The 22,749-nt window shown below is 70.6% G+C and carries 19 protein-coding genes and 1 pseudogene; 12 read left to right on the top strand and 8 right to left on the bottom strand.

Annotated features, from left to right (window positions below):
• Positions 1-74 precede the first annotated feature (74 nt).
• From Pme01_RS16405 to Pme01_RS16385, 5 genes are all read right to left on the bottom strand, one after another.
• A complete protein-coding gene (locus Pme01_RS16405) occupies positions 75-950 on the bottom strand; it encodes a LysR family transcriptional regulator (RefSeq protein WP_168114270.1) in 876 nt (291 codons plus the stop codon).
• Between the two features lie 7 nt (positions 951-957).
• Positions 958-1,839 (bottom strand): LysR family transcriptional regulator, encoded by an 882-nt coding sequence (locus Pme01_RS16400; protein ID WP_168114607.1) that lies wholly within the window; start codon positions 1,837-1,839, stop codon positions 958-960.
• Between the two features lie 45 nt (positions 1,840-1,884).
• Positions 1,885-3,480, bottom strand: a complete 1,596-nt coding sequence (mdlC, locus tag Pme01_RS16395; RefSeq protein ID WP_239088269.1) for a benzoylformate decarboxylase — start codon at positions 3,478-3,480, stop codon at positions 1,885-1,887.
• Between the two features lie 82 nt (positions 3,481-3,562).
• Complete coding sequence (locus Pme01_RS16390; protein ID WP_203935670.1) at positions 3,563-5,059, bottom strand: MFS transporter; 1,497 nt, start codon at positions 5,057-5,059, stop codon at positions 3,563-3,565.
• A 149-nt stretch (positions 5,060-5,208) separates the two neighbouring features.
• Positions 5,209-5,952 (bottom strand): IclR family transcriptional regulator, encoded by a 744-nt coding sequence (locus tag Pme01_RS16385; RefSeq protein ID WP_203935669.1) that lies wholly within the window; start codon positions 5,950-5,952, stop codon positions 5,209-5,211.
• Positions 5,953-6,089: 137 nt separating this feature from the next.
• Between Pme01_RS16385 and fdh the strand changes: the two are divergent.
• Positions 6,090-9,296: pseudogene (gene fdh / locus Pme01_RS16380) on the top strand (formate dehydrogenase); the annotation flags it as partial.
• Between the two features lie 474 nt (positions 9,297-9,770).
• Positions 9,771-11,645: a pectate lyase-like domain-containing protein gene (locus Pme01_RS16375; RefSeq protein ID WP_168114611.1), complete on the top strand. Its 1,875-nt coding sequence runs from the start codon at positions 9,771-9,773 to the stop codon at positions 11,643-11,645.
• 85 nt (positions 11,646-11,730) lie between these two features.
• On the opposite strand, the gene Pme01_RS16370 is transcribed toward Pme01_RS16375, so the two are convergent.
• Positions 11,731-11,997, bottom strand: coding sequence for a helix-turn-helix domain-containing protein (locus tag Pme01_RS16370; protein ID WP_168114273.1), 267 nt, complete (start codon positions 11,995-11,997; stop codon positions 11,731-11,733).
• Positions 11,998-12,073: 76 nt separating this feature from the next.
• Between Pme01_RS16370 and map the strand changes: the two genes are divergently transcribed.
• The gene (gene map / locus Pme01_RS16365; RefSeq protein WP_168114274.1) at positions 12,074-12,910 is read left to right on the top strand and encodes a type I methionyl aminopeptidase; all 837 of its coding nucleotides are present in this window, start codon (positions 12,074-12,076) and stop codon (positions 12,908-12,910) included.
• 274 nt (positions 12,911-13,184) lie between these two features.
• Here the strand turns inward: map and Pme01_RS16355 are convergent, their stop codons facing one another.
• Positions 13,185-14,060 carry a DMT family transporter gene (locus tag Pme01_RS16355; protein WP_168114275.1) on the bottom strand — a complete coding sequence of 292 codons (876 nt, stop codon included), beginning with the start codon at positions 14,058-14,060 and terminating at the stop codon, positions 13,185-13,187.
• 263 nt (positions 14,061-14,323) lie between these two features.
• Here Pme01_RS16355 and Pme01_RS16350 point away from each other — a divergent pair, with 263 nt between their 5' ends.
• Entirely contained in the window at positions 14,324-15,505 is a 1,182-nt protein-coding gene (locus Pme01_RS16350) for a hypothetical protein (RefSeq protein WP_168114276.1), read from the top strand.
• Here Pme01_RS16350 and Pme01_RS16345 read toward each other — a convergent pair.
• On the bottom strand, positions 15,495-16,142 hold the full coding sequence (locus tag Pme01_RS16345) for an HAD family hydrolase (protein ID WP_168114612.1): 648 nt from the start codon (positions 16,140-16,142) through the stop codon (positions 15,495-15,497). The two genes, Pme01_RS16350 and Pme01_RS16345, sit on opposite strands and share 11 nt — an antisense overlap.
• A 237-nt stretch (positions 16,143-16,379) precedes the next feature.
• Here Pme01_RS16345 and Pme01_RS16340 point away from each other — a divergent pair, with 237 nt between their 5' ends.
• The 8 genes from Pme01_RS16340 (at position 16,380) to Pme01_RS16305 (ending at position 22,710) form a co-directional block, all read left to right on the top strand.
• A complete protein-coding gene (locus tag Pme01_RS16340; RefSeq protein WP_168114277.1) occupies positions 16,380-16,802 on the top strand; it encodes a roadblock/LC7 domain-containing protein in 423 nt (140 codons plus the stop codon).
• Between the two features lie 30 nt (positions 16,803-16,832).
• Positions 16,833-17,462, top strand: a complete 630-nt coding sequence (locus Pme01_RS16335) for a GNAT family N-acetyltransferase (RefSeq protein ID WP_168114278.1) — start codon at positions 16,833-16,835, stop codon at positions 17,460-17,462.
• The gene (locus Pme01_RS16330) at positions 17,459-17,830 is read left to right on the top strand and encodes a hypothetical protein (protein ID WP_168114279.1); all 372 of its coding nucleotides are present in this window, start codon (positions 17,459-17,461) and stop codon (positions 17,828-17,830) included. The genes Pme01_RS16335 and Pme01_RS16330 overlap by 4 nt, the downstream gene beginning before the upstream one ends.
• Positions 17,827-18,822, top strand: a complete 996-nt coding sequence (locus Pme01_RS16325) for an NAD-dependent epimerase/dehydratase family protein (RefSeq protein WP_168114280.1) — start codon at positions 17,827-17,829, stop codon at positions 18,820-18,822. The genes Pme01_RS16330 and Pme01_RS16325 overlap by 4 nt, the downstream gene beginning before the upstream one ends.
• Before the next feature lie 174 nt (positions 18,823-18,996).
• Complete coding sequence (locus Pme01_RS16320) at positions 18,997-19,938, top strand: ABC transporter ATP-binding protein (RefSeq protein ID WP_168114281.1); 942 nt, start codon at positions 18,997-18,999, stop codon at positions 19,936-19,938.
• A complete protein-coding gene (locus Pme01_RS16315) occupies positions 19,935-20,771 on the top strand; it encodes an ABC transporter permease (RefSeq protein ID WP_168114282.1) in 837 nt (278 codons plus the stop codon). Before Pme01_RS16320 ends, Pme01_RS16315 begins: the two co-directional genes overlap by 4 nt.
• 77 nt (positions 20,772-20,848) lie before the next feature.
• Entirely contained in the window at positions 20,849-22,042 is a 1,194-nt protein-coding gene (locus Pme01_RS16310) for a sensor histidine kinase (protein WP_168114283.1), read from the top strand.
• Complete coding sequence (locus Pme01_RS16305; RefSeq protein ID WP_168114284.1) at positions 22,039-22,710, top strand: response regulator; 672 nt, start codon at positions 22,039-22,041, stop codon at positions 22,708-22,710. The genes Pme01_RS16310 and Pme01_RS16305 overlap by 4 nt, the downstream gene beginning before the upstream one ends.
• Positions 22,711-22,749 lie beyond the last annotated feature (39 nt).

Genomic DNA, 22,749 nt, shown 5'->3' with positions numbered 1-22,749 from the left:
GAGCGCGTCGGCGCAGTCGGCCGGGCACTCCGCCCGGGTGACCGCGGCATCGCCGCCTCAGCCGCCTAGCCGCCTCAGCCGCTCGCCGGGAGCAGCAGGTCGAGCAGCGCGGCGGCGGCCGGCGACAGCGGCCCCGTCCGGTGGACCAGCCCATACCTGCAGACCATCGGCGGGGCGAGCGTCCGTACCACCGCGCCACCGCGGGCCGCCTGGTCGGCGTACCACCGGGTCAGGAACGCCGCGCCGGCGCCGGCGAGCACCATCGGTACGACGGCCTCGCGGTGCCGGGTGACGGTCGCGCGACGCATGCGTACCCCGGCCCGGTCGAGCGCGGCCAGCACAGTGGCGCGCAGCGCGCTGTGCCCCTGGATCCCGATCACCGGGGTGTCGTGCAGGAGGCGCACCGGCAGGGGGCCGTCCGGGACCGACGTGCCGGGCGGCAGCACCCCCCACACCTCCTGCGAGCCCAGCTCCCGTACCGGCAGCCCGAGGTCGGGGATGGGCAGGTAGGTCAGGGCCAGCTCGCAACTGCCGTCGCGGACCAGGCGGGCCATCTCCTCGTCGTCGCGCGGCTCCAGCAGGCGTACCGACACGCCGGGGAAGCGGCGCCGCAGGGCGGCGAGGGCCGATGTGAGCGGGTCCACCGCGAGCGCGGCGTGCGCGGCCACCTCGAGCCGGCCGGCGCGCAGGTCCGCGACGTCGGCGACGGCCGACCGGGCCTCGTTGGCGTCCTGCAGGATCTGCCGGGCCGGTCCGGTCAGCGCCTTCCCGGCGGCGGTGAGGACCAGCCCCCGCCCGGTGCGGTGGAACAGTTCGGAGCCCAGCTCACGCTCGAGGGCCCGGACCGCCTGTGACAGTGACGGCTGCGCGATGCAGATGGCCGCGGCGGCCCGGGTCACCCCGCCGTGGTCGACGACGGCGAGGAAGTACTCGACCTGACGCAGATCCACGGGCCGCCTACCCGGACCCGCAGAAGGCGCGCGCGTGCGCGACGAACGCGCGGGTGGCCGTGGACAGCGGACCCGGCCGGTGCACCAGCCCGTACGCCTGGCGCAGCGGCGGGTCGGTCGGCCGTACGACGGCGCCGAGGCCGGCGGCGGTCTCGGCGCTCTCCCGCAGCACGAAGGCCGCGCCGACGCCGCCGAGGACCAGCGGCACGACGGCCTCCCGGGGGGCCGCCTCGACCGCCAGCCGGGTGCGTACGCCCTGGTCGCGCAGGGCCCGCTCGACGAACCCGCGCTGCCAGCTGCTGCGCGGCACCCCGATGACGTCGCGGCCGTCGAGCCGGGTCAAGGGCACCGCCTTGTCGGTGCCGACGTCGGTACCGGGCGGGAACGCCAGCCACAGCTCCTGTACGCCGAGCTCGATGACGTCGAGCCCGAGGTGGGGCAGCGGCAGGTGGCTCAGCCCGAGCTCGCTCTGCCCGTCGCGTACCAGCAGGTGAAGTTGGTCGTCGGTGTCCGGCTCGTCGATGCGGACAAACATCGTCGGGTTCGCCCGCAGGAACGAGCCGACCAGCGCCGCTCCCGGGTGGACGGCCAGCACCGGGACGGTGACCAGGTCGAGGGAGAGGCCGGACCGCCCGCCCGAGTCCACCGACTGGCGGGCGGCCGCGATGCCGCGCAGAACCTGCCGGGCCGGGCCGATGAAGGCCCGGCCGGCCGAGGAGAGCACCACGCCGTGCGAGACCCGGTGGAACAGGTCGGCGCCGAGTTCCCGTTCGAGCGCGCGTACCGACTGCGACAGGGTCGGCTGCGCGACCTCAAGAGCGGAGGCCGCGCGACCGAAGCCGCCGTGCTCGACCACGGCGAGGAAGTAGGAGACCTGCCGTACGTCCAATGACTCCACTGTCTCGGTCGGTACCGTCGCTAGTCGATATTGATGCTACCCACTGTAGGTGCCCGGTGCGGCTTCCACCGCGACGTCGAGGACGAGCGGCTCGTCGCGGTCGGCGAGCGTGGGCAGCGTGTCGTCGAGGATACGCACGAGCTGGTCGTAGTTGTTGATCCGGACCGCTGGGCAGCCGAGGGCGTGGGCCAGGCCCCGCACGCTGACCTCCTCGAACCCGGGCCAGGCCGGCGACCCGCCAGCGCTGTGGCCCCGGGCGAGCTGGTCCATGACGGCGTACCGGCCGTTGGCGAGCACGACGATCAGGACGCCGACGCGGTAGTGCGCGGCGCTCCACAGGGCCTGGATCCCGTACAGCGAGGCGCCGTCGCCGACGACCGCCACCACCGGGCGGTCCGGGCGGGCCATGCGCACCCCGACCGCCGCCGGCAGGGCGAACCCGAGCCCGCCCATCGCCGCGCTGAGGAACCCGAGCGGCGTCCGCGCGGGTACCAGGGCGTGCAGGTCCGGCCGGCTCGACGGGGTCTCCTCGACGAGGACCGTCTCGCGCGGCAGCCGGGCGGCGAGCGCAGCCAGCACGTCCCGCCCGCGCAGCGGTACGCCGGGCTCCGGCGGCGCGGGAAGGTGGATCTGCCGGCCGACCGCGTCCGGGTCGCCCGACCGGGCCGGGACCTGCTCGGCGAGCAGCTCGCACACGGCGGCCGGGGAGGCGAGGACGGCCAGCTCGACCGGGCTGCGGTGGGCCTCGTCCGGGTCGTCGGTGACGATCGCGAGGCGGGTACCGGGCTCGACCAGCGGGCCGGGCTCGTACTGGTACTGCCGGAACACCGGTGCCCCGACGGACACCACGACATCGTGGCCGGCCAGCTGCTTGCGCAGCTCGGCCCGGCTCGGCGACAGGAAGCCGGCGAAGAGCGGATGGTCCTGCGGGAAACCGGCTCGGGCGCTGAACGCCTCCTGCCACACCGGGCAGCCCAGCCGCTCCGCCAGGGCGGTCAGCGCGGCCCACGCCCGCTCGCCGTCCGCCCCGGCGCCGACGACCAGCGCGGGGGAGCGCGCACCGGTCAGCAGGTCGACCAGTTCGCTGACCGTCTCGGCGGCGACCGCGTCGGCGCGCCGCAGTCGGGCCGGGGCGGGGATCTCCAGGTCGTCGGCGGGCGCCTGCCAGTCGTCCATCGGGACGATCACCACGGCCGGGCCGCGGAGGTCGCGGGCGGCGTGCCAGGCCCGGGCCACCGCTCCGGGTACGTCCTGCGCGCGGGCCGGCTCGCCGGTCCAGACCGGGTACGGTCTGGCGAGGTCGTCGAGCCGGTGCCCGGTGAGGAACGGTTCGAACGCGAGGTGGCGGCGGTCCTGCTGGCCGACCAGGATGACCATCGGGGCCCGGTTGAGGCGGGCCGTGGCGATCGCGCCGACGGCGTTGCCGAGCCCCGCGGTGGTGTGCAGGATCGCGAGCGCCGGCTGCTCGTTGGCGATCGCCCACCCGGTCGCCATGCCGATGACCGAGCCCTCGTGCAGCGCGAGGATGAAGTTCAGGTCGTCGGGCAGGTCGGTGAGCAGGGGAATCTCGGTGGAGCCGGGGTTGGCGAACATCGTGGTCAGGCCGTGGCGGCGGAGCAGATCGAACGTCACGTCTCGGACGGTGGCCATATCTTCCTTACGTCGTGCTGTCCATCGGTTTCCGGGGCGCCGGTGTTGTCGGTGGCCGGCGCCGTTACACCGGCTCGACCGCCGCGTCCGTTGCCGGCAGTTCGTCCTCACGGTGCGCGAACTGCCGCTCGCGTACGAACGTGATCAGGACGAAGCTGGTCAGGATAATGGCCGCGTCCAGGTAGATCGCGGCTGCCCAGCTCCCGGTCACGTCCCGCAGCACCCCGCTGATCGCGGGGGACAGCACGGCACCGGTCTCGCCGACGAGGTTCGACATGCCGAAGGCCGTGCCCCGGACCTCCGGTCTGGCGAGGTCGGCGAGCAGGGCGTGCGAGATCGGCTGGAGGGCGTTGAAGAACAGGCTGGCGGTGAAGAGCAGCACGGCGAGCAGGACGACGTTGGGCTTGCCGGTGGTGGCGGTGTAGCCGAACACGGCCGTCAGTACGCCCTGGATCAGGGTGAACGTGAGCAGCATCGGCTTGCGGCCCCAGCCACGGCGCACCGCGTAGTCCGACAGCCAGCCGCCGGTCGGGAAGCCGAGGATGCCGGCCCCGGCGTTGAACCCGGCGACGAGGGCGGCCTGGGCGAACCCGAGCTCCTTCGCCGTATCGGCGATGATCGCCACCGACCAGAAGCCGAAGAACCACAGGTTCCACAGGACGGCGAACATCGACAGGTACACCAGCCAGAGGTCCCGGCTGCGGGTGGCCTGCGAGTGGCGGTCCGCGCCCCGACCGAACAGGAAGTACGCCATCAGCGCGACGGCGAGCCCGACCTCGACGACCGCGATCGCGATGTCACCGAAGTGCAGGGCGCGGCCGGCGAAGTACACCGCCATGACGGCGGCGAGCGCGATCGCGGAGGTGCCGAGCAGGCGTACCGTCGCCTTGCCCAGCTGCATCCGGTGGCCGCCGGCGCGGAAGTACACGTAGATGCCCAGCCCGACGACGAGGGTGACCACGCCGAGGATCAGGAACGGCGAGCGCCACTCCTGGCCGGCCGACACCAGCGGCCGGCCCCACTGGATCAGCCACGGCGTGCCGACCGTCGCGATCGTGATGCCGACGGCCAGGCCGGTGATCGCCACGCCCATGCCGATGCTGCGTTGTCGTACCGGGGTGGACGAGCTGATGACCGAGCGGTCGTTGGAGTAGTACGCGCCCTCGCCCAGGCCGGTGAGCACCCGGATCACGATGAACAGGATCAGGCCGCTGATCAGCCCGGTCAGCAGGGTCGCGATCCCGGCCCAGACCAGGCTGACCACGATGACGCTGCGGTGGCCGAACCGGTCGCCCAGGTACCCGCCCGGTAGCTGGGTGAGCATGTACCCGGCGAAGAACAGGCCGCCGATCAGCCCGCCCAGTCCGTGCGGGTTGGGCGCCGTGGCGAGGAAGTCGACCTTGTGCTGGATCATGTAGGTGACGACCGGGCCGGTGAGCGCCCGGTCCGCGGCGCTGAAGGTCCACCCCAGGAACAGGAAACCCCAGAGCGTGTACCAGGGTTTCCAGCCGGTCGTGGGTTGCTCGCCGGTGGCGTCGGCCGTCCGCATGTTGTCCCGCATCGACGCTCCCGAAATCTGAGTGGGGGGCACGCCCCGAACGAGTGTTGGGCTGAGCGTGCGGGGCACCATGGATCCACGCGACCCGATCTCCCACCCAACGGAAAAGAAGATGGGCCGTGGCCCCTGGGCGGGTTACCTCCCGGCACTGACTACAGGGCGCGGGAGATGCCTGAGGCCGCCATCCGGACCGCGGGCACCAGCGAGTGCAGGTTCGTCGTGCTGCTCGGTACGACGACGGAGATACTGGCGACGACGTCGCGGCCGGGGCCGAAGACGGGCGCCGCCACCGACGACGCCCCCTGGGTCATCTCGTCGCGGGACACGCAGAACCCGGTCCTCCGGATCTCCGCCAACGTCTGCCGCAGTACGTCCGGGTCGGTGATCGTGTTGGTTGCCAGCCTGGGCAGGCCGGCGGCGACGACCTCGTGGAACAGTACGGGCGGGGCGTACGCGAGCAGCACCTTGCCCGGGCCGGTCGAGTGCAGCGGCAGCCGCCGGCCCACCCGGGACACGACCTCCACCTCGGGCCGCGCCATCAGCTTCTCCACGTACAGCACGCTCCGGCCGTCGAGGACGCCCAGGTGCACCACCTGATGGGTCGCCTCGAACAGGTCCTCGAGGAACGGCAGCGCCGCATCGCGCAGGCCCCTGCCGCCCGGCGCGAGCGAGCCGAGTTGCCACAGCCGCATGCCGACCTGGTAGCGGCCCCGGCCCACCCGCTCCACCGCGCCCCAGCCCACCAGTTCGGCCAGCAGTCGATGGACCGTCGCCGCGGGAAGGCCGGTCGACCGAGTGATCATCCCTAGCGTCTGCTCCGGCCGCTCGTTGCTGAACGTCTCGAGGATCGCCAGCGCGCGGCCCAGCACGCTCCGGGTCTCGTCCGCGCTCTTCATCGGTGTCCGTTCTACTCCTGGAAGCATGCGTCCCGCAGCGCGCCGGCCAGCAGTACGTCCGGGTCGGTGATCAAGTCGATGCCGACCAGGGCGCGTACCCGCTCGGCGCATCGAGTCTTGTGTGGTATTCATGATCCATGGGTGTGCGTACCTGGATCGAAGGCTGGCCGGTCTATCGTCAACTGACCGGCACCGACCCGCTCGGCCGGGGCACGGCCGCCAGGTCGCCGCGGTCCGAGCAGCTTTCGGCCAGGACCGGGAAGGCCGACTCGATGGCCCGGTCGGTGTGCCCGTACTGCGCGGTGGGCTGTGGCCAGCGGGTCTTCGTCAAAGACGGCCAGGTCACCCAGATCGAGGGCGACCCGGATTCGCCGATCTCGCGGGGGCGCCTGTGCCCCAAGGGCTCGGCGAGCAAGAGCCTGGTGACCAGCCCACTGCGGCAGACCACGATCAAGTACCGCCGGCCCTACTCGACGGAGTGGGAGGATCTCGACCTCGACACGGCGATGGACATGATCGCCGACCGGGTCATCGCGGCCCGCGCCGCGACCTGGGAGGACGTCGACGACGAGGGTCGGCCGCTCAACCGTACCCTCGGGATCTCCAGCCTCGGTGGCGCGACGCTGGACAACGAGGAGAACTACCTCATCAAGAAGCTCTTCACGGCGGTGGGGGCTATCCAGATCGAGAACCAGGCCCGGATTTGACACTCCGCCACCGTCCCCGGTCTGGGGACCAGCTTCGGTCGCGGCGGCGCCACGAACTTCCTGCAGGACCTCGCCAACGCTGACTGCATCATCATCCAGGGCTCCAACATGGCCGAGGCCCACCCGGTGGGCTTCCAGTGGGTCATGGAGGCCAAGCGGCGCGGCGCCCGGGTGATCCACGTCGATCCGCGCTTCACGCGTACCAGCGCGGTCGCGGACACCTTCCTGCCGATCCGCGCGGGTTCGGACATCGCGTTCCTCGGTGGCGTGATCAACTACATCCTGAGCAACGACCTGGACTTCCGGGAGTACGTGCTCGCGTACACCAACGCGGCGTCGATCGTCAGCGAGGACTTCCGCGACACCGAGGACCTCGACGGCCTGTTCTCCGGCTTCGATCCGGAGACGCGGACCTACGACCCGTCGAGCTGGCACTACGACGGTCACGAGGGCGAGGGCGACCAGCAGGACACGCAGACACAGCGGGAGACCGCCAGCGCGCTGCAGCACGAGTCGCACGGTCCGGGGGTGCCCAGCGACCCCGACCGCGACGAGACGCTGCAGCACCCACGCTGCGTGTACCAGATCCTCAAGCGGCACTACGCGCGCTACACGCCCGAGGTGGTCGAGCAGGTCTGCGGTATCCCGCGGGAGAAGTTCCTCGACATCGCGCGGGCCTGGGCGGAGAACTCCGGCCGGGAGCGCACGACCGCGCTGGTGTACTCGGTGGGCTGGACCCAGCACAGCGTGGGCGTGCAGTACATCCGCGCCGGGGCGATCATCCAGCTGCTGCTGGGCAACACCGGGCGGCCGGGTGGCGGTGTCATGGCGCTGCGCGGGCACGCCAGCATCCAGGGCTCGACCGACATCCCGACGCTGTTCAACCTGCTGCCCGGCTACCTGCCGATGCCGCACCACGAGCAGCACGCCACGTACTCCGACTGGGTCGAAAGCATCCGCCACCCGGAGCAGAAGGGGTTCTGGCACAACGCGGGAGCGTTCTGCTCGAGCCTGCTCAAGGCGTACTGGGGCGACAAGGCGACGCCGGAGAACGACTTCTGCTACGGGTACATGCCGCGCCTGACCGGCGACCACGGCACGTACCAGCAGGTCCTCAGCATGATCGACGGCAAGATCAAGGGGTACTTCCTGCTGGGGCAGAACCCGGCCGTCGGCTCCGCGCACGGCAAGGCGCAGCGGCTGGGCATGGCCAACCTCGACTGGCTGGTCGTACGCGACCTGTTCATGATCGAGAGTGCCACGTTCTGGAAGAACAGCCCGGAGATCGAGACCGGCGAGATCGTACCGGAGGAGTGCCGCACCGAGGTGTTCTTCATGCCGGCGGCGTCCCATGTGGAGAAGGAAGGCACCTTCACCCAGACCCAGCGGCTGCTGCAGTGGCGGGAGAAGGCCGTCGAGCCGCCGGGCGACGCCCGGTCCGAGCTGTGGTTCTTCTACCACCTGGGCCGCATCATCCGGCAGAAGCTGGCCGCTTCGACGGAGCGGCGGGACCGTCCGATCCTCGACCTGGCCTGGGACTACCCGACGCACGGGGAGCACGACGAGCCGAGCGCCGAGGCGGTGCTGCGCGAGATCAACGGGTACGAGGTCGGCACCGGCCGTCCACTGTCGACGTTCATGGAGCTCAAAGACGACGGCTCCACCGTCGGCGGCTGCTGGATCTACACCGGGGTCTACAAGGACGGCGTCAACCAGGCGGCCCGGCGCAAGCCCGGCACGGAGCAGGACTATGTGGCCGGCGAGTGGGGTTGGGCCTGGCCGGCGAACCGGCGCATGCTGTACAACCGCGCCTCCGCCGACCCGGACGGGCGGCCGTGGAGCGAGCGCAAGGCGTACGTCTGGTGGGACGCCGAGAAGGGCGAGTGGGTCGGCCACGACGTGCCCGACTTCGAGAAGACGAAGCCGCCGTCGTACCGGCCGGAACCGGGCACTCCCGGGGTCGAAGGCATCGCCGGTGACGACGCGTTCATCATGCAGGGCGACGGGAAGGGCTGGCTGTTCGTGCCGGCCGGGCTGATCGACGGCCCGATGCCGACGCACTACGAGCCGGTCGAGTCGCCGGTGTCCAATCCGCTGTACAAGCAGCAGGCCAATCCGACCCGCAAGGTGTACGACCGGGAGGACAACCCGGTCAACCCGAGCGCGCCGGACCGGCGCGCCGAGGTGTTCCCGTACGTGTTCGCCGTCAGCCGGCTCACCGAGCACCACACCGCCGGTGGCATGAGCCGCACCGTGGGGCACCTGGCCGAGCTGCAACCGGCGATGTTCGTGGAGGTGTCGCCGGAACTGGCGGCCGAGCGGGGGCTGGAGCACCTGGGCTGGGCGCACGTCGTCACGGCGCGGGCGGCCATCGAGGCGCGGGTGCTCGTCACCGACCGCCTCACCCCGCTGCGGGTGGACGGCCGGGTGATCCACCAGATCTGGCTGCCCTACCACTGGGGCAGCGAGGGCCTGACCACCGGCGACTCCGCCAACGACCTGTTCGGCATCACCCTCGATCCGAACGTGCTGATCCAGGAGAGCAAGGTCGGCACCTGCGACATCCGGCCCGGGCGCCGGCCCACCGGCAAGGCGCTGCTGGAGTACGTGGCCGACTACCGGCGCCGGGCCGGTATCGCGGGGGGCCCGTAGAGGGCTCGTGGAACCGCACACGACCCCGCCGGATGTCCCGGCTGGGGATGGCCTGCGTCCTCGAATGCCCGCCACGCCCTACCTGTGGCTGCGCTACTTCGTCCCGGCCTGATCCGGACCGCCGAACCCGTCCTTGGCGTGAACCGGTCGATATCGTGCAGTCACGGCCCGTACCGAAATCAAGAGCTCCGGGGGCATGGCGCGGAGCCGATTCACACGGTAGAAACATCCCATCCAACATCTTCAACGGCTTGAACCGAGTCGGCATCGTAGGGAGAGCGCTCTCACGACTGCCCGACTTGTCAGCCGAGTCCCCGGAGAGACAGGTCGATGTCAACCGTGAACCATCTCGGCCCGCGATAGCGCTCGTCGAACCCCCTTGCTCCGTCCCACCCCCACGCTTCTTGTCCAGCCGACGCTGCTCGCCCGGCGGAGAGGACGAACCACATGACGACCCAGATGCATGGCAGCCGGTACCCCGCGAGGCCGCACCCCAGCCGCCGGCTCATCGGCCTGGCCATGGTGCTCGGCCTCGTACTGACGACCGTGACCGCCACGACGGTGACGGCCGCCGCGGCCTCCCCGCCGCACTCCGGTACCCGGGACTTCGGGCCGAACGTCACGGTCTTCGACCCGAGCATGCCGGTCAGCCAGATCCAGGCGGCGCTCGACGCGACGCACGCGGCACAGGTCAACAACGAGATGGGCACCAACCGGTACGCCTTCCTGTTCAAGCCCGGCACCTACGGCACCGCCGAGCGACCGCTGCAGATCAAGGTCGGGTACTACACCGAGATCGCCGGCTTGGGCGCCTCGCCGACCGATGTCGTCATCAACGGCAAGGTCGAGGTCTACAACCGCTGCCTAGCCGACGGCGGTACGAGCAACTGCCTGGCGCTCGTCAACTTCTGGCGCACCCTGTCCAACGTGTCGATCAACGTAAACTCGGCCGGACAGGACGGCTGCCGGTCCACGGCGAACTTCTGGGCCGTCTCCCAGGCGGTGTCGCTGCGCCGGCTCAACATCACCGGCGCCAACCTGTCGCTGATGGACTACTGCACGGCCGGCCCGCAGTACGCCAGCGGCGGCTTCATCGCGGACTCCAAGCTGCCGTCCGTCAACAACGGGTCGCAGCAGCAATGGCTGACCCGCAACAGCGAGGTTGCCGGCTGGTCCAACGGCGTGTGGAACCAGGTCTTCTCGGGCGTCGTCGGAGCTCCGAACGACGCCGCCTTCCCGAACCCGCCGTACACGACGCTTGCCACCACCCCCCTGAGCCGTGAGAAGCCGTACCTCTTCGTCGACGCGAAGGGCACGGCCAACGTCCGCGTGCCGTCCGCCCAGAAGAACACCAGCGGCGTCTCGTGGGCCAACGGCATGACGCCGGGCCGTACCATTCCGCTCTCCGACTTCTACATCGCGAAGCCGTCGGACTCGGTGAAGACGATCAACGTCCAGCTCGCGCTGGGCAAGAACCTGCTGCTCACCCCCGGGGTGTACGACATCGCGCGGAGCATCGAGGTGCGACGCCCCAACACCGTGGTCCTCGGCCTCGGGCACGCCACCCTCACCGCGGTCGACGGCTCGATCCCGCTCGACGTCGCCGGCGTCCCCGGCGTCATCGTCGCCGGTGTCACGATCGACGCGGGGCTCAAGGAGTCGCCGGTCCTGCTGCGGGTCGGCAAGCAGCACGGCCACGGGCTGAGCCAGGCCAGCAACCCGACCACCCTGTCCGACGTGTACTTCCGGGTCGGCGGCCCGCACGTCGGCAAGGCGAACATCGCGCTCGAGGTCAACAGCGACAACGTGCTCATCGACCACACCTGGGTGTGGCGCGGCGACCACGGCGTCGAGGGCTTCACCGACACGCAACGCTGGAACACCAACACCGGCCGCTACGGCGCCGTCATCAACGGCGACAACGTGACCGCAACCGGCCTGTTCGTCGAGCATTTCCAGCGGTACAACACCGTCTGGAACGGCGACAAGGGCACGACCATCCTGTACCAGAACGAGCTGCCGTACGACCCGCCGACGCAGGCCGACTGGATGAACGGCGACGTCGAGGGCTACGCCGGATACAAGGTCGGCGACCTGGTGAAGAACCACAATCTGTACGGCGCGGGCGTGTACGTCTTCAACCAGAACAACCCGTCGATCCACACGGAGAACGGTTTCGAGGTACCGCAGACGCCGGGCGTCAAGCTGCACCACATCATGACGGTCAACCTCAGCGCCGGCACGATCGACCACGTCGTCAACGGCGTGGGTGGCCCGGCCGACACCACGAAGATCGGCCAGCCCGTGTACGTCGCGGAGTACCCCGCCCCGTAAGAACCCCCTGCAAGGTCCGGCGGGTCGGAGCTTCACGCAACGGCCCGCCGGTCCGTTCCCGGGTATCGGGCACGGCGGTTGGTCTCTAGGACGCCTGGCGGATGGGCATGTCGGCCAGCCAGACGTCGGCCAGGTCGCTGAGGGGGACGTCGAGGGCCTGGCTGAGGCAGACCACGGTGCCGAACGCCGGTGCGGGAAGGCGGCCCGCCTCGATCTTGCGCAGCGTCTCGGGGGAGATGCCGGCTGCCAGGGCCACCTCGACGAGGCTGCGGCCGGTCCGCGCGGCCCGGAGGGCGGTTCCGAGGCGCTGGCCCGCTGCGATCTGTTCGGCGGTGAGTGGGTGGCGAACCATGCCAGCAGGATATCCCTCCGGAGCATTCCCGACCGGGCGTGGTATAAAAATACCGCATTCGGAGCGGGAGGCTGTCGTGATCGAGCTCAAGTCCGCCGAGGAGATCGGCCGGATGGCGGTGACCGGCCAGTTCGTCGGTGAGCTGCTCGCCGAGCTGAGCGGTGTCGCCGCAGTCGGCGTCAACCTGATGGACCTCGAACACCACGCCCGCCGCCGGATCTCCGAACGCGGCGCCGAATCCTGCTACTGGGACTACGCCCCTTCGTTCGGCCGCGGACCGTTCCGCAACGTGCTGTGCCTGTCGGTCAACGACGCGGTGCTGCACGGCCTGCCGCACGACTATGGTTTGCGGGACGGTGACCTGCTCAGCATCGACATGGCGGTCGGCATCGACGGCTGGGTCGCCGACTCCGCGCTCTCCGTCATCGTCGGCACCCCCGACCCGGCCGACCTGAAGCTGATCGAGGCCACCGAGGTCGCACTGCAGGCCGGCATCACCGCCGCCCAGCCCGGCGGCCGCCTCGGCGACATCTCCGCCGCGATCGGCGAGGTCGCTCACTCCTACGGCTACAGCGTCAACGCCGAGTTCGGCGGCCACGGCATCGGCCGCACCATGCACGAGGCCCCGCACGTCCCCAATAACGGCCGCGCCCGCCGCGGCATGAAGCTCGACCCCGGCCTCACTATCGCCATCGAGCCCTGGTTCTGCCGCTCCACCGACAAAATCACGTTCGATAACGACGGCTGGACGATCCGCTCCGCCGACGGCTCCCGCACCGCCCACTCCGAACACACAGTCGCCATCACGGCTTCCGGCCCCCAGGTCCTGACCAGCCGCCCCACGGACGGCGCCACCGGCGGACGACCCGAGCGGGCAAGATCGGTCAGGGCGTCAGTACCTCCGGCCTCATAGCGGGCCCGCCACGAGATCACCGTCTGCCGGGTCATCCCGATCCGCCGAGCGATCTCAGCGTTGGGCAGGCCTACGCGGCAAGCAGCAGACGTATGACTCCCTCGTACGGGCTGCTACGGTCGGCTCAACTGAAGTGACCCCCTGGGGCCAGGCAACTGCTGACTTGGCATCCTGCCGAGCAGGAATCGAGTGCACTCGGCAGAGCAAGTGCCCCGAGGAGTTCCGTCGTCAGGACGGCTGGGGGTGGTCGACGCAACCGCCCGGTCGGGCTGGCTTACGGGGGCGTGGGCTCGGTCCGTTGGGCGGCCAGGAGGGACCCGACAACGATGGCGCACAAGCCGGCGATCGCGCTCGGAGTGATTGTTTCGGAGAGGAACACGGCGCCAAATGTGACGGCGAAGCCGGGCGACAGGTAAAAGGCGAGGGCTGCGCGGGCCGGGCCGATGCGGACGATGAGGGCATAGAACAGGGCCAGAGTCGCGCCAGTGCATACGACGCCGACGACGGCCAGGGCGGCCAGCACGCGGCCGCCCGGGATGTGCGCGGGCAGGCTGAACGCGGTGGGTATCGCCAGCGCAGCGGTGGAGACGAGCATGGCCGACGTGGCGACGCCGAGGGGTGGGGCATCTGCATGCCGGCGATGGATCATGATGGCGCCGCCCGCGTAACAGACCGCCGCCAGCAATACCAGGGATCCACCAGCTAGAGCGAGCTGACCACCGCGTAGGTCGACGCCGAAAATCAGGATCAGCCCGAGCAGCCCGAGGGTGAGGCCGGCCCTGCCTTTCCAGCCCTGCGGCCGTTCTTCGGGAGCGTAGCGGCTGGCCAGCAGCGCGACGAACAGGGGCTGGGCGCCGATGAGGATCCCGGCCAGGCCCGAGCCGACGTGTTGCTGGCCGAACGCAAGCAGCAGCAGTGGCGCGGTGGACTGGACGAGCACAGTCTCGATAATCGCGCGGGGGTGCTTCCATAACGGCCGGAGCGCGTTTCGGTGGACCGCAAGGGGAGTGAGCAACAAGGCGGCGAGTGCGACGCGGCCGAAGACGACCGCGACTGGGGAAAACCCCTGTAGGGCGACCGCGATGAGCGGGTAGACCGCGCCCCATAGCGCGGCGAGGGTGAGCAGTTGCAGCCAGGCGCGGCGGCTCACCGTCGACAGGTCCGATGAGCGCCATGCACGCCTTTAAGTTAAGCAGGACCCGCCGGACACAACCGTGTCCGATGTGGGCAGCCATGCAGTGTTGAACTGCCATAACATCCATCGGTACCAGTGTTCTAGGGATGGCAGGACAGGTCCACGGAACCTGCCGTAGCTGAGGCTCGAGGCGAGGAGCCATGGGACAGAGGCCACGGTCGCTACAGCCGTCGCTGTCGGCGATGCATCTCTTCGGCGCCCGGCTGCGCTAGCGTCGGATGGAGCGCGGACTGTCCCAGCAGGCGCTCGGACTGCTGGTGCATGTCAGCGGGGATCTCATCGGCAAGGTGGAGAAGGGTGAGCGCCGCGCGAATCACGATCTCGTCGGTCGCTGCGATCAGACGCTTGCCTGCGATGGCGACCTCATCGAACTGTGGTGCGCTGCCGAGGCTGAAGACCGATGTGTCCGCGCCGCACCCGGTGCCTTCGAGCGGGAGATAGTGGTGGCGCACTTGCCAGCGTTGCGGCGAGTACTTGACGCTTACGATCTCCCCGACGATGGGCCGTTGCCTCCGCTCGCCGAGGTGCGGTTCGGTGTCGAGCGGTTCGTCGAGATGCGGCTGGCCCCGCAGTACGTCGGGCTTGCCGAGGAGTTGCCGTCCGCGCTACCGGTGTATCTGCGCGCCTACCACGCAGCCGATGGCCGGCGGCGGGCAGACCTGGCTCGCCTGCTTGCCCAGACATTCCGGGCTGCGGATGCGATCGCGGATAAGTTTGGGTTCTACGACCTCTCCGCGCGCATCATCGGCATCCTGAACCTCCTGGCCGAGGAGTCCGGCGACGGACCAACTGTCGCCGCCGCGGCCTACGTCCGAGCGGAGCTATTTTTCGCCAGCGGCGACTGTGACACCGGTCGCCGCATGTTGGAGCGAGCCGCGGCCGCGATGACGCTGGATGGCGGCGGCCCTGTCGCAGCCGCATACGGAGCCCTGCACATGCGGGCGGCCGTGTTGGCAGCGCGCGCCGGGCGCCCAGACCGGGCACGCGATCATATCGATGAGGCCGCAGCGGCTGCCACGCATGTACACGAGAACATCTACACCGGCACAGCGTTCGGCCCGGCCTCGGTGCGTATTCATCACGTCTCGCTTGCGGTGGACGCCGGTGATCCGGCTGACGCACTGCGCATAGCCTCCGGCTGGGTACCCCCGCTGGCGGTGCCCGCCGAGCGACGCTCTCACTTCTTCGTTGACCTTGCCGACGCTCAGGCCCGCTGCGGCCGGGACGAGGATGCCGTCACGACGCTCCAGGTCGCGCGGAAAGTCGCGCCGCAGCACGTCCGCTATCACCCACAGGTCAAGTCGACGCTGCTGTCCCTCAGTCATCGGTTTCGCTCGCCGCCGCTCGCGTTGAGCGAACTGACACGGTGGACCGGCGTCGTGGCTGAATTCAGGTCGTAGGCGCCAGCACGTCGGCGAGTTCAGTCAACGAGTCCACCACCCAGTCCGCGGTCTGCTGCACCCGCGGCTCGTCGGCCCACAGATATCCCCAGGGGCCCCGGCGGATCAACGCCGTCCGGAAGCCCGCGGCGTGCGCCGGGATCAGATCATTGTCACGGTGATCCCCGACGTAGAGGATTTCGCCACGCTTGCCCGGCGCGTATTCGGCGACCCGGTCGAAGAACGCTGCATCGGGCTTGACGACTCCCCACTCACCAGAGGTGGCGACAGCGTCGACCGGCAGGTTCAGCGCGCGCAGCAGGGCAGCGGCGCGCGCGGTCTGGTTGCCCGCTACGCCGACCCACAGCCCGCCGGCCCGCAGCCGTGTCAGCGCTGGTATCACGTCCGGGTAGAGGTCGGCCGCGTCGATCTGTTCGCCCAGTCCCGCCGCCTCCCGGCGCTCTCGCTCCTGGATCAGGTCGAAGCCAGGCCGGAAGTACTGGAACGTCTCGGCGTTGTTCCGGCCCTGCGCGGTCACGGCACCGAGCACCGCCGAGAACGTGTGGCGGGGTACGCCGATCCAGTCTGCCCACGCGGCGAACTCGCGCGTGTCGTCGAGCAGCGTCTCACCGACGTCGAACACCGCAGATCTGATCATTACCGGTCGGACCATTCGTCCCTTCTCCTGCCCGGTCTACGGCGACCGTCGACACCATCGCCTCGGCCGGACCTGCCACCAGCCTGTTTCCGGTCCGGCTGTGCTGTCCAGCATCCGTCGCGGCACGGTCGATGCGGACAGGTCAGCTGTCCGCATCGATGGTATCGACCGGCATGAGACGAACCGTCATGGTCGATCACGTACAGATAGCGAATCCATTCGCCGGGGGGTCAACTCATGCTCAGCGAAGCCGCGGGCCAGGCGACGAATCTGGATTGGCTGCTGGCCGGTCTGGTGCAGCGCGTGCCCCACACCCGAAGCGCGGTGTTGCTGTCGTCGGACGGGCTGGCGAAGGCCGCCCACGGCCTGGACGACGACGGTGCCGACCAGTTGGCCGCGATCGCCTGCGGACTGTTCTCACTGGCCCGCAGCGCCGCCGGCTGCTTCGGTGCCAGCGAAATGGTCCGGCAGGTGGTGGCCGAACTCGACGACACCCTGCTGTTCGTGTCGACGGCCGGCTGCGGGGCGGTGCTGGCGGTGCTGGCCGCCCGCGGCGTCGACGCCGGCGTGCTCGGCTACGAGATGTCGCAGTTGGTCAAGAGCGCCCGCCCGTACCTGACCACGCCGGCCCGGCAACCGATAGCCGCCGACAAGCCGTAGCGAGCACCCCGCCACCCAACGGAGGACGCTGTGAGACCGCCGACCGAGACCATCCGCCGCGCCATCCGCGCCGACGCCACCACCGTCACCCACGTCATCGCCACCGCCATCGGTGACCTGGACGTATGCCGGTGGCTGATCCCCGAACCCGACGACCGCGCCAGCATGCTGGTCGGGTACCTGCGCATCATCGTCGACCACGCCATCGCCTACGGCACGGTCGAAACCGTCACCGACCGAAGCGCCGTCGCGGTCTGGCTGCCCTCGCACGCGGCCGACATCCCTGGCCGCGACGCGGCACTCGCCGCCGTCTACGGACCCTCAACACCACGCTTCCAGGCCCTGGACACGGCGATGCGCCAGGCGTACTCGACCGACCGTGCAGACCACGAGTGTCTGGCGCTGCTGGCCGTACTGCCGAAACGCCAACACGAGGGCCTGGCCAGCGCGCTGCTGGCCAACCGCCACGCCGTGCTCGACCACGCCGACCGTCCGGCCTTTCTGCTGGCCGGCTCCGGCCGCAGCCGACAGCTGTATGCCCGCCACGGCTACGTCGACTGCGGCCCCGCCCTGGAGCTGCCCCACGACGGCGAACCGCTGTTGCCGATGCGGCGCCCACCCCACTGGACTGCGAGCAAGCCAGAACGCGAGGACCGATGACCCAAGCGGCTCACCGTGGGCAACCCAACCACCTGCTCCGGCAGGCCAGACGCGCCCTGCTGTCCCCGTCCGGATCGGGCCGGCCACTGTCACGGCAGGAACTGGCCGACGCGGCCAACGCGTGGCTGTACCACACCAGCGGAATCGTGGTCTGCCGCGACGCCGACTACATCAAACGACTCGAACGCGGCCTGCGCCACTGGCCACAAGACCACTACCGCGCCGCCCTCGGCGCCACCACCGACGCCGAACTCGGCTTCCACTGCGCGCACCAGGACCCCACGAAGGCGCACCCCCGGCCCGACAAACCCAGCCCCCTGTGCGCCACGTGCCCGTTCAACCAGACAACCACAAGGACATGCTCGTGAGCGCAGACAGCCAGTTCTACGGCCCCGCCCTCACCACCGCACCCGACCGCGACACGCCGGTACTGGTCACCGGCGCCGCCGGGTTCCTCGGCTCGAACCTCGTCGACGCCCTGCTCGTCCTCGGCCACACCGTCCGCGGACTCGACCGCCGCCACCCCGACCACGACCCCACCGCCGCGGCCCACCTCGCACGCGCCCGCCAGCATCCCCGGTTCACGTTCGTCCACGCCGACCTCGACGGCCACGACCTCAGCCCGGCGGTCACCCGCTGCCACACCGTCTACCACCTCGCCGGCCCCGACCATCCGATACCCGAAGCCACGGTCACCACCCACGTCACGGCCACCGCCAACCTGCTGGTCACCTGCGACCTCGCCCACGTCCGCCGGCTGGTCTACGCCTCCACCACCGACCTCTACGGCCCCACCACCGGCTACGCCGACCACACCCACCCCGCCCGGCCCGCCACCGTCGACGCGCTGGCCACCGCCATGGCCGAACAACTGGCGGGCTCCTACGGCCGCGACCCGCACAGCCCACTGTCGGTCGTGGCGCTGCGCTACGCCGGCATCTACGGCCCCCGCCAACCCCCGCACCACCTCATCGCCCGCCTCGTGGCCGCCGCGCACACCGGCGCGCCGCTCGAGCTGTACAACACCCCCACCGGCCCACGCCGCTACGTCTACGTCACCGACGCCGTCCGCGCCGCCCTCGCCGCCGCCACCGCGCCCGTCACCTCGGCGGTCGTCAACATCAGCGGCCCCGACACCGCGAACCTGACCCAACTGCTCGACACCATGCGCGACAACCTCGGCATCGACGTCACGACCGCAGGACCCCCACCACCGCGCGATCCGGCCACAGCCAGCTACGACGTGTCCGCCGCGTACCGACTGCTGGGCTACCAACCCCACATCCGCCTAGCGGAGGGCCTACGCCGCCAACTGGCCTGGAGCCGGAATCCCGCCGCAGTTGACGCGGGAATTCGCTAGAGCGACTGCGCCCTCCGCGCGGGGACCGTGAGCACCCGCCGCGTACGACCTGCGGCGTACTCCGTACCTCGGTGGTCGCAGACCGTGGCGGGGAGAATTCGCCCTCGCGGCGGTCGAGGGCAGCGGCGGCCCGCCCGTAGCTTGGGGATACACCACCAACCGGGGGGTTTCACCATGATCGAAGCGCGCGGGTTGACCAAGCGCTACGGCGACAAGGTCGCCGTCGATAACCTGAGCTTCACCATCAAACCGGGGATCGTGACCGGCTTCCTCGGCCCCAACGGGGCGGGCAAGTCAACCACCATGCGCATGATCCTCGGACTGGACGCTCCGACCGCCGGAGACGTCACCGTCAACGGCCGCCACTACGCCCGGCACGCCGCGCCGCTGCACGAGGTGGGCGCGCTGTTGGAGGCGAAGGCCATCCACACCGGCCGGTCGGCGTACAACCACCTGCGCGCCCTGGCCGCCACCACCGGCATCTCCCGCCGGCGGGTCGACGAGGTGATCGACCTCGTCGGGCTGCGCGAGGTGGCGCGCAAGCGGGCCGGCGGGTTCTCGCTCGGCATGGGCCAGCGGCTGGGCATCGCGTCGGCGCTGCTGGGCGATCCGGCCACGCTCATCCTCGACGAGCCGGTCAACGGACTGGACCCCGAGGGCATCCTCTGGATCCGTAACCTCCTCAAGGATCTGGCGGCCGAGGGGCGTACCGTCTTCGTCTCATCGCACCTGATGAGCGAGATGGCGCTGACCGCCGAAAAGCTGATCATCATTGGACGCGGGCGGCTGATCGCCGACGTGTCGGTGGCGGACTTCATCCGCAGCTCCTCCCGCCAGACCACGCGGGTACGGTCTCCGCAGGCAGCCCAGCTGCGTGACCTGCTGGCCGGACCGGACGTGACGGTCGCGAGCAGCGAAGCCGGCGTCCTCGAGGTGCACGGCCTCGACAGCGCGGCCATCGGCGAGATCGCGGCCCAGCACGCCATGACGCTGCACGAGCTGACCCCGGTACACGCGTCGCTGGAGGAGGCGTTCATGGAGCTGACCCGCGACTCGGTCGAGTACCACGGCGTCACGGCCGGAGAGCTGGTCGGCGCGGAAAGGAGTGCGGCGTGAGCACCACTACCGTCACCGCGCCCCGGCACTCGGCGGGGCAGGGCAGGGCCGCGGAGCACCACAAGGTCACTCAGGGCCGGGTCCTGGTCTCCGAATGGATCAAGCTGCGGTCGCTGCGGTCGACCGTGTACACGCTGCTGGCGGCGATCGTGATAACCGTCGGGCTGGGGATGCTGTTCTCCGGCGTGATGGCCAACCGCTGGTCGCGGCTCGACCCGCGGGAGCTCGCGCACTTCGATCCGACGGGCGTCAGCCTGCGCGGGGTGTTCCTGGCCCAGCTCGCCATCGGCGTGCTCGGCGTCCTGCTGATCACCGGCGAGTACTCGACCGGCATGATCCGGGCCACCCTCGCCGCGGTACCCAAACGGCTGCCGGTGCTGTGGGCCAAAGCGGGCCTGTTCACTGTCGTCGCGGCCGTCCTGATGGTCGCGGCGTCGTTCGCGGCGTTCCTCGGCGGCCAGGCCCTGCTGGGTACGCACGGCACCACCCTCGGCGCGGCCGGCGTCACCAGGGCCGTCGTCGGCGCCGGGCTGTACCTGACCGTCGTGGGGCTGCTCGGGGTCGGGCTCGGTTTCATCATCCGCAACACGGCCGGCGCGATCGCGACCCTGTTCGGAGTGCTGCTGGTGCTGCCGATCCTCGGCGCGGTCCTGCCGTCGGACTGGGCCACGCACATCGTCCCGTACCTGCCGTCCAACGCCGGGCAGGCGGTCATGTCCGTCCACCAGGCACCCGGCGACCTGGCTCCGTGGACCGGGTTCGCGGTCTTCTGCGGCTACGCCGTGGCGGCGATCATCGCCGGTGCGATCCTGCTCAAGCGCCGCGACGCGTAACCTGACCAGCGCGTACGGCTCCCGCCGGCACTCCTCGCGAGTGCCGGCGGGCCGGCGCATCCCGGGACGGAGGTGACATGAACCGGGTACGAAAAGCCGTCGCGGCCGTGCGACTGGACGCGGCACCCGCGGCGCTGCGTGCGCACCCGGTCGCCGCCGACGCCGCTTTCGCCGCGCTGGTCTTCCTGGTCACCGCTCCGCGGGTACTGATAAGCCCTCCGCCGCTGGCGTTGTCCTGGGCGCTCCAGGCGGCCCTGGTCCTGCCGCTGGTGTGGCGGCGTAAGGCCCCGACGGCGGTCTTCCTGACGATCGCGGCGGTGGCCGGAGCCCAGTGGCTGACGGATCGACTGCTCGCGGCCGACGTCGCCCTGCTCATCTCGTTCTACACGGTGGCCACCTACGCCACCGCCCGGCGGGTGCTCCTCGCCGCCGGCGTTCTGGAGCTCGGGGCGGTGCTCGCCGCCGCACGCTTCGCGCCGGAGGGCACGAAGGCGTGGGCCTGGATCCTCATCTCCGGCATGATCACCGCCGCTGGCGTCATCGGCACCAACATGCGTACCCGCAGGGCCTACCTCGCCGCGCTGGAGGACCGCGCCGCGCGACTCGAACGCGACCGCGACCAGCAAGCCCAGCTCGCCGTGGCCGGTGAACGGGCCCGCATCGCCCGCGAGATGCACGACATCGTCGCCCATCGGATCTCCGTCATGATCGCCCTCGCGGACGGCGCGGGCTTCACCACCCGTACCGATCCTGACAAGGCCGAGGAGGTCATGGGCCGGGTGTCCGACACCGGCCGCCAGGCCCTGGACGAGATGCGGCGCCTCCTCGGGGTCCTGCGCGACAACAGCCCCCAGCCCGCGCTCGCGCCGCAGCCGGCCGTGGGCGACCTCGACGAGCTGCTCGACACGGTCCGAGCCACCGGCCTGCCCACCCGGCTCACCGTCACCGGGGAGCCGTTCAGCCTGCCGTCCAGCGCCCAACTGGTCGTCTACCGACTCGTACAGGAGGCGCTGACGAACGTCCTCAAACACGCCGACGCCACCGGTGCCGAGGTGTGCCTCAACTACTGTCCGGGGCACGTGCTGCAGGTCGAGGTCACCGACAACGGCCGAGGCGCCTCGGGCACACCGGCACCGGGTGGGCACGGACTCGCCGGGATGCGTGAGCGGGCCGCCGTGTTCGGCGGTACCGTCGACGCGGGTACACGGGCCGGCGGCGGCTGGCGCGTGAGCACCCGCCTGCACCTGCAAGGAGCCGACGTTCTCCGATGACCACCGCAACGACGATCCTGCTCGTCGACGACCAGCCGCTGCTGCGGATGGGCTTTCATCTCGTGCTCGACGCCCAGCCCGACATGACCGTCGTCGGGGAGGCCGGCGACGGCGCCGAAGCCGTCCGGCTGACCGCCCAACTGGCCCCCGACGTCGTACTCATGGACGTGCGCATGCCGGGCATGGACGGGATCGAAGCCACCCGCCGCGTGGTCGCGGCCGGCGCCTCCCGCGTCCTCATCCTGACCACGTTCGATCTCGACGAGTACGCCTACGAAGGGCTGCGCGCGGGGGCCAGCGGGTTCCTGCTCAAGAACGTGCCGCCGTCCGACCTGCTGTCGGCGATCCGGGCGGTGGCCAGCGGCGACGCGGTGGTCGCCCCGAGCGTGACCCGCCGCCTGCTCGACACCGTCATGCCCCATCTGCCCACCACGGGCGGCGAACCGAGGAAGTCGCCCCCGGAGTTGGAACGGCTGACCACCCGGGAACGCGAGATCCTGCGGGAGGTCGCCGCCGGGCTGTCCAACGCCGAGATCGCCGAGCGTCTGGTGCTGTCCGAGGCCACCGTCAAGACGCACGTCGGCAGGGTCCTCAACAAGCTCGGCCTGCGGGACCGGGTGCAGGCCGTCGTCTATGCGTACGAGACCGGCCTGGTCCAGCCGTCCTAGGCGGCGCGGGCATAGGTGAGGAAGGCGGCGCCGCTCGGC

It is taken from the genome of Planosporangium mesophilum (assembly GCF_016863255.1).
Classification (GTDB): domain Bacteria; phylum Actinomycetota; class Actinomycetes; order Mycobacteriales; family Micromonosporaceae; genus Planosporangium; species Planosporangium mesophilum.
Note: the sequence above shows the minus strand (reverse complement) of the source record. Positions and strands in the feature narration are given on the sequence as shown.

Coding starts and splice junctions, on each gene's coding strand:
- Pme01_RS16390 (WP_203935670.1), bottom strand. CDS start 5,059: ATGCGGGACAACATGCGGACGGCCGACGCCACCGGCGAGCAACCCACG.
- Pme01_RS16385 (WP_203935669.1), bottom strand. CDS start 5,952: ATGAAGAGCGCGGACGAGACCCGGAGCGTGCTGGGCCGCGCGCTGGCG.
- Pme01_RS16375 (WP_168114611.1), top strand. CDS start 9,771: ATGCATGGCAGCCGGTACCCCGCGAGGCCGCACCCCAGCCGCCGGCTC.
- Pme01_RS16370 (WP_168114273.1), bottom strand. CDS start 11,997: ATGGTTCGCCACCCACTCACCGCCGAACAGATCGCAGCGGGCCAGCGC.
- Pme01_RS16350 (WP_168114276.1), top strand. CDS start 14,324: ATGGAGCGCGGACTGTCCCAGCAGGCGCTCGGACTGCTGGTGCATGTC.
- Pme01_RS16345 (WP_168114612.1), bottom strand. CDS start 16,142: ATGATCAGATCTGCGGTGTTCGACGTCGGTGAGACGCTGCTCGACGAC.
- Pme01_RS16340 (WP_168114277.1), top strand. CDS start 16,380: ATGCTCAGCGAAGCCGCGGGCCAGGCGACGAATCTGGATTGGCTGCTG.
- Pme01_RS16330 (WP_168114279.1), top strand. CDS start 17,459: ATGACCCAAGCGGCTCACCGTGGGCAACCCAACCACCTGCTCCGGCAG.
- Pme01_RS16320 (WP_168114281.1), top strand. CDS start 18,997: ATGATCGAAGCGCGCGGGTTGACCAAGCGCTACGGCGACAAGGTCGCC.
- Pme01_RS16310 (WP_168114283.1), top strand. CDS start 20,849: ATGAACCGGGTACGAAAAGCCGTCGCGGCCGTGCGACTGGACGCGGCA.
- Pme01_RS16305 (WP_168114284.1), top strand. CDS start 22,039: ATGACCACCGCAACGACGATCCTGCTCGTCGACGACCAGCCGCTGCTG.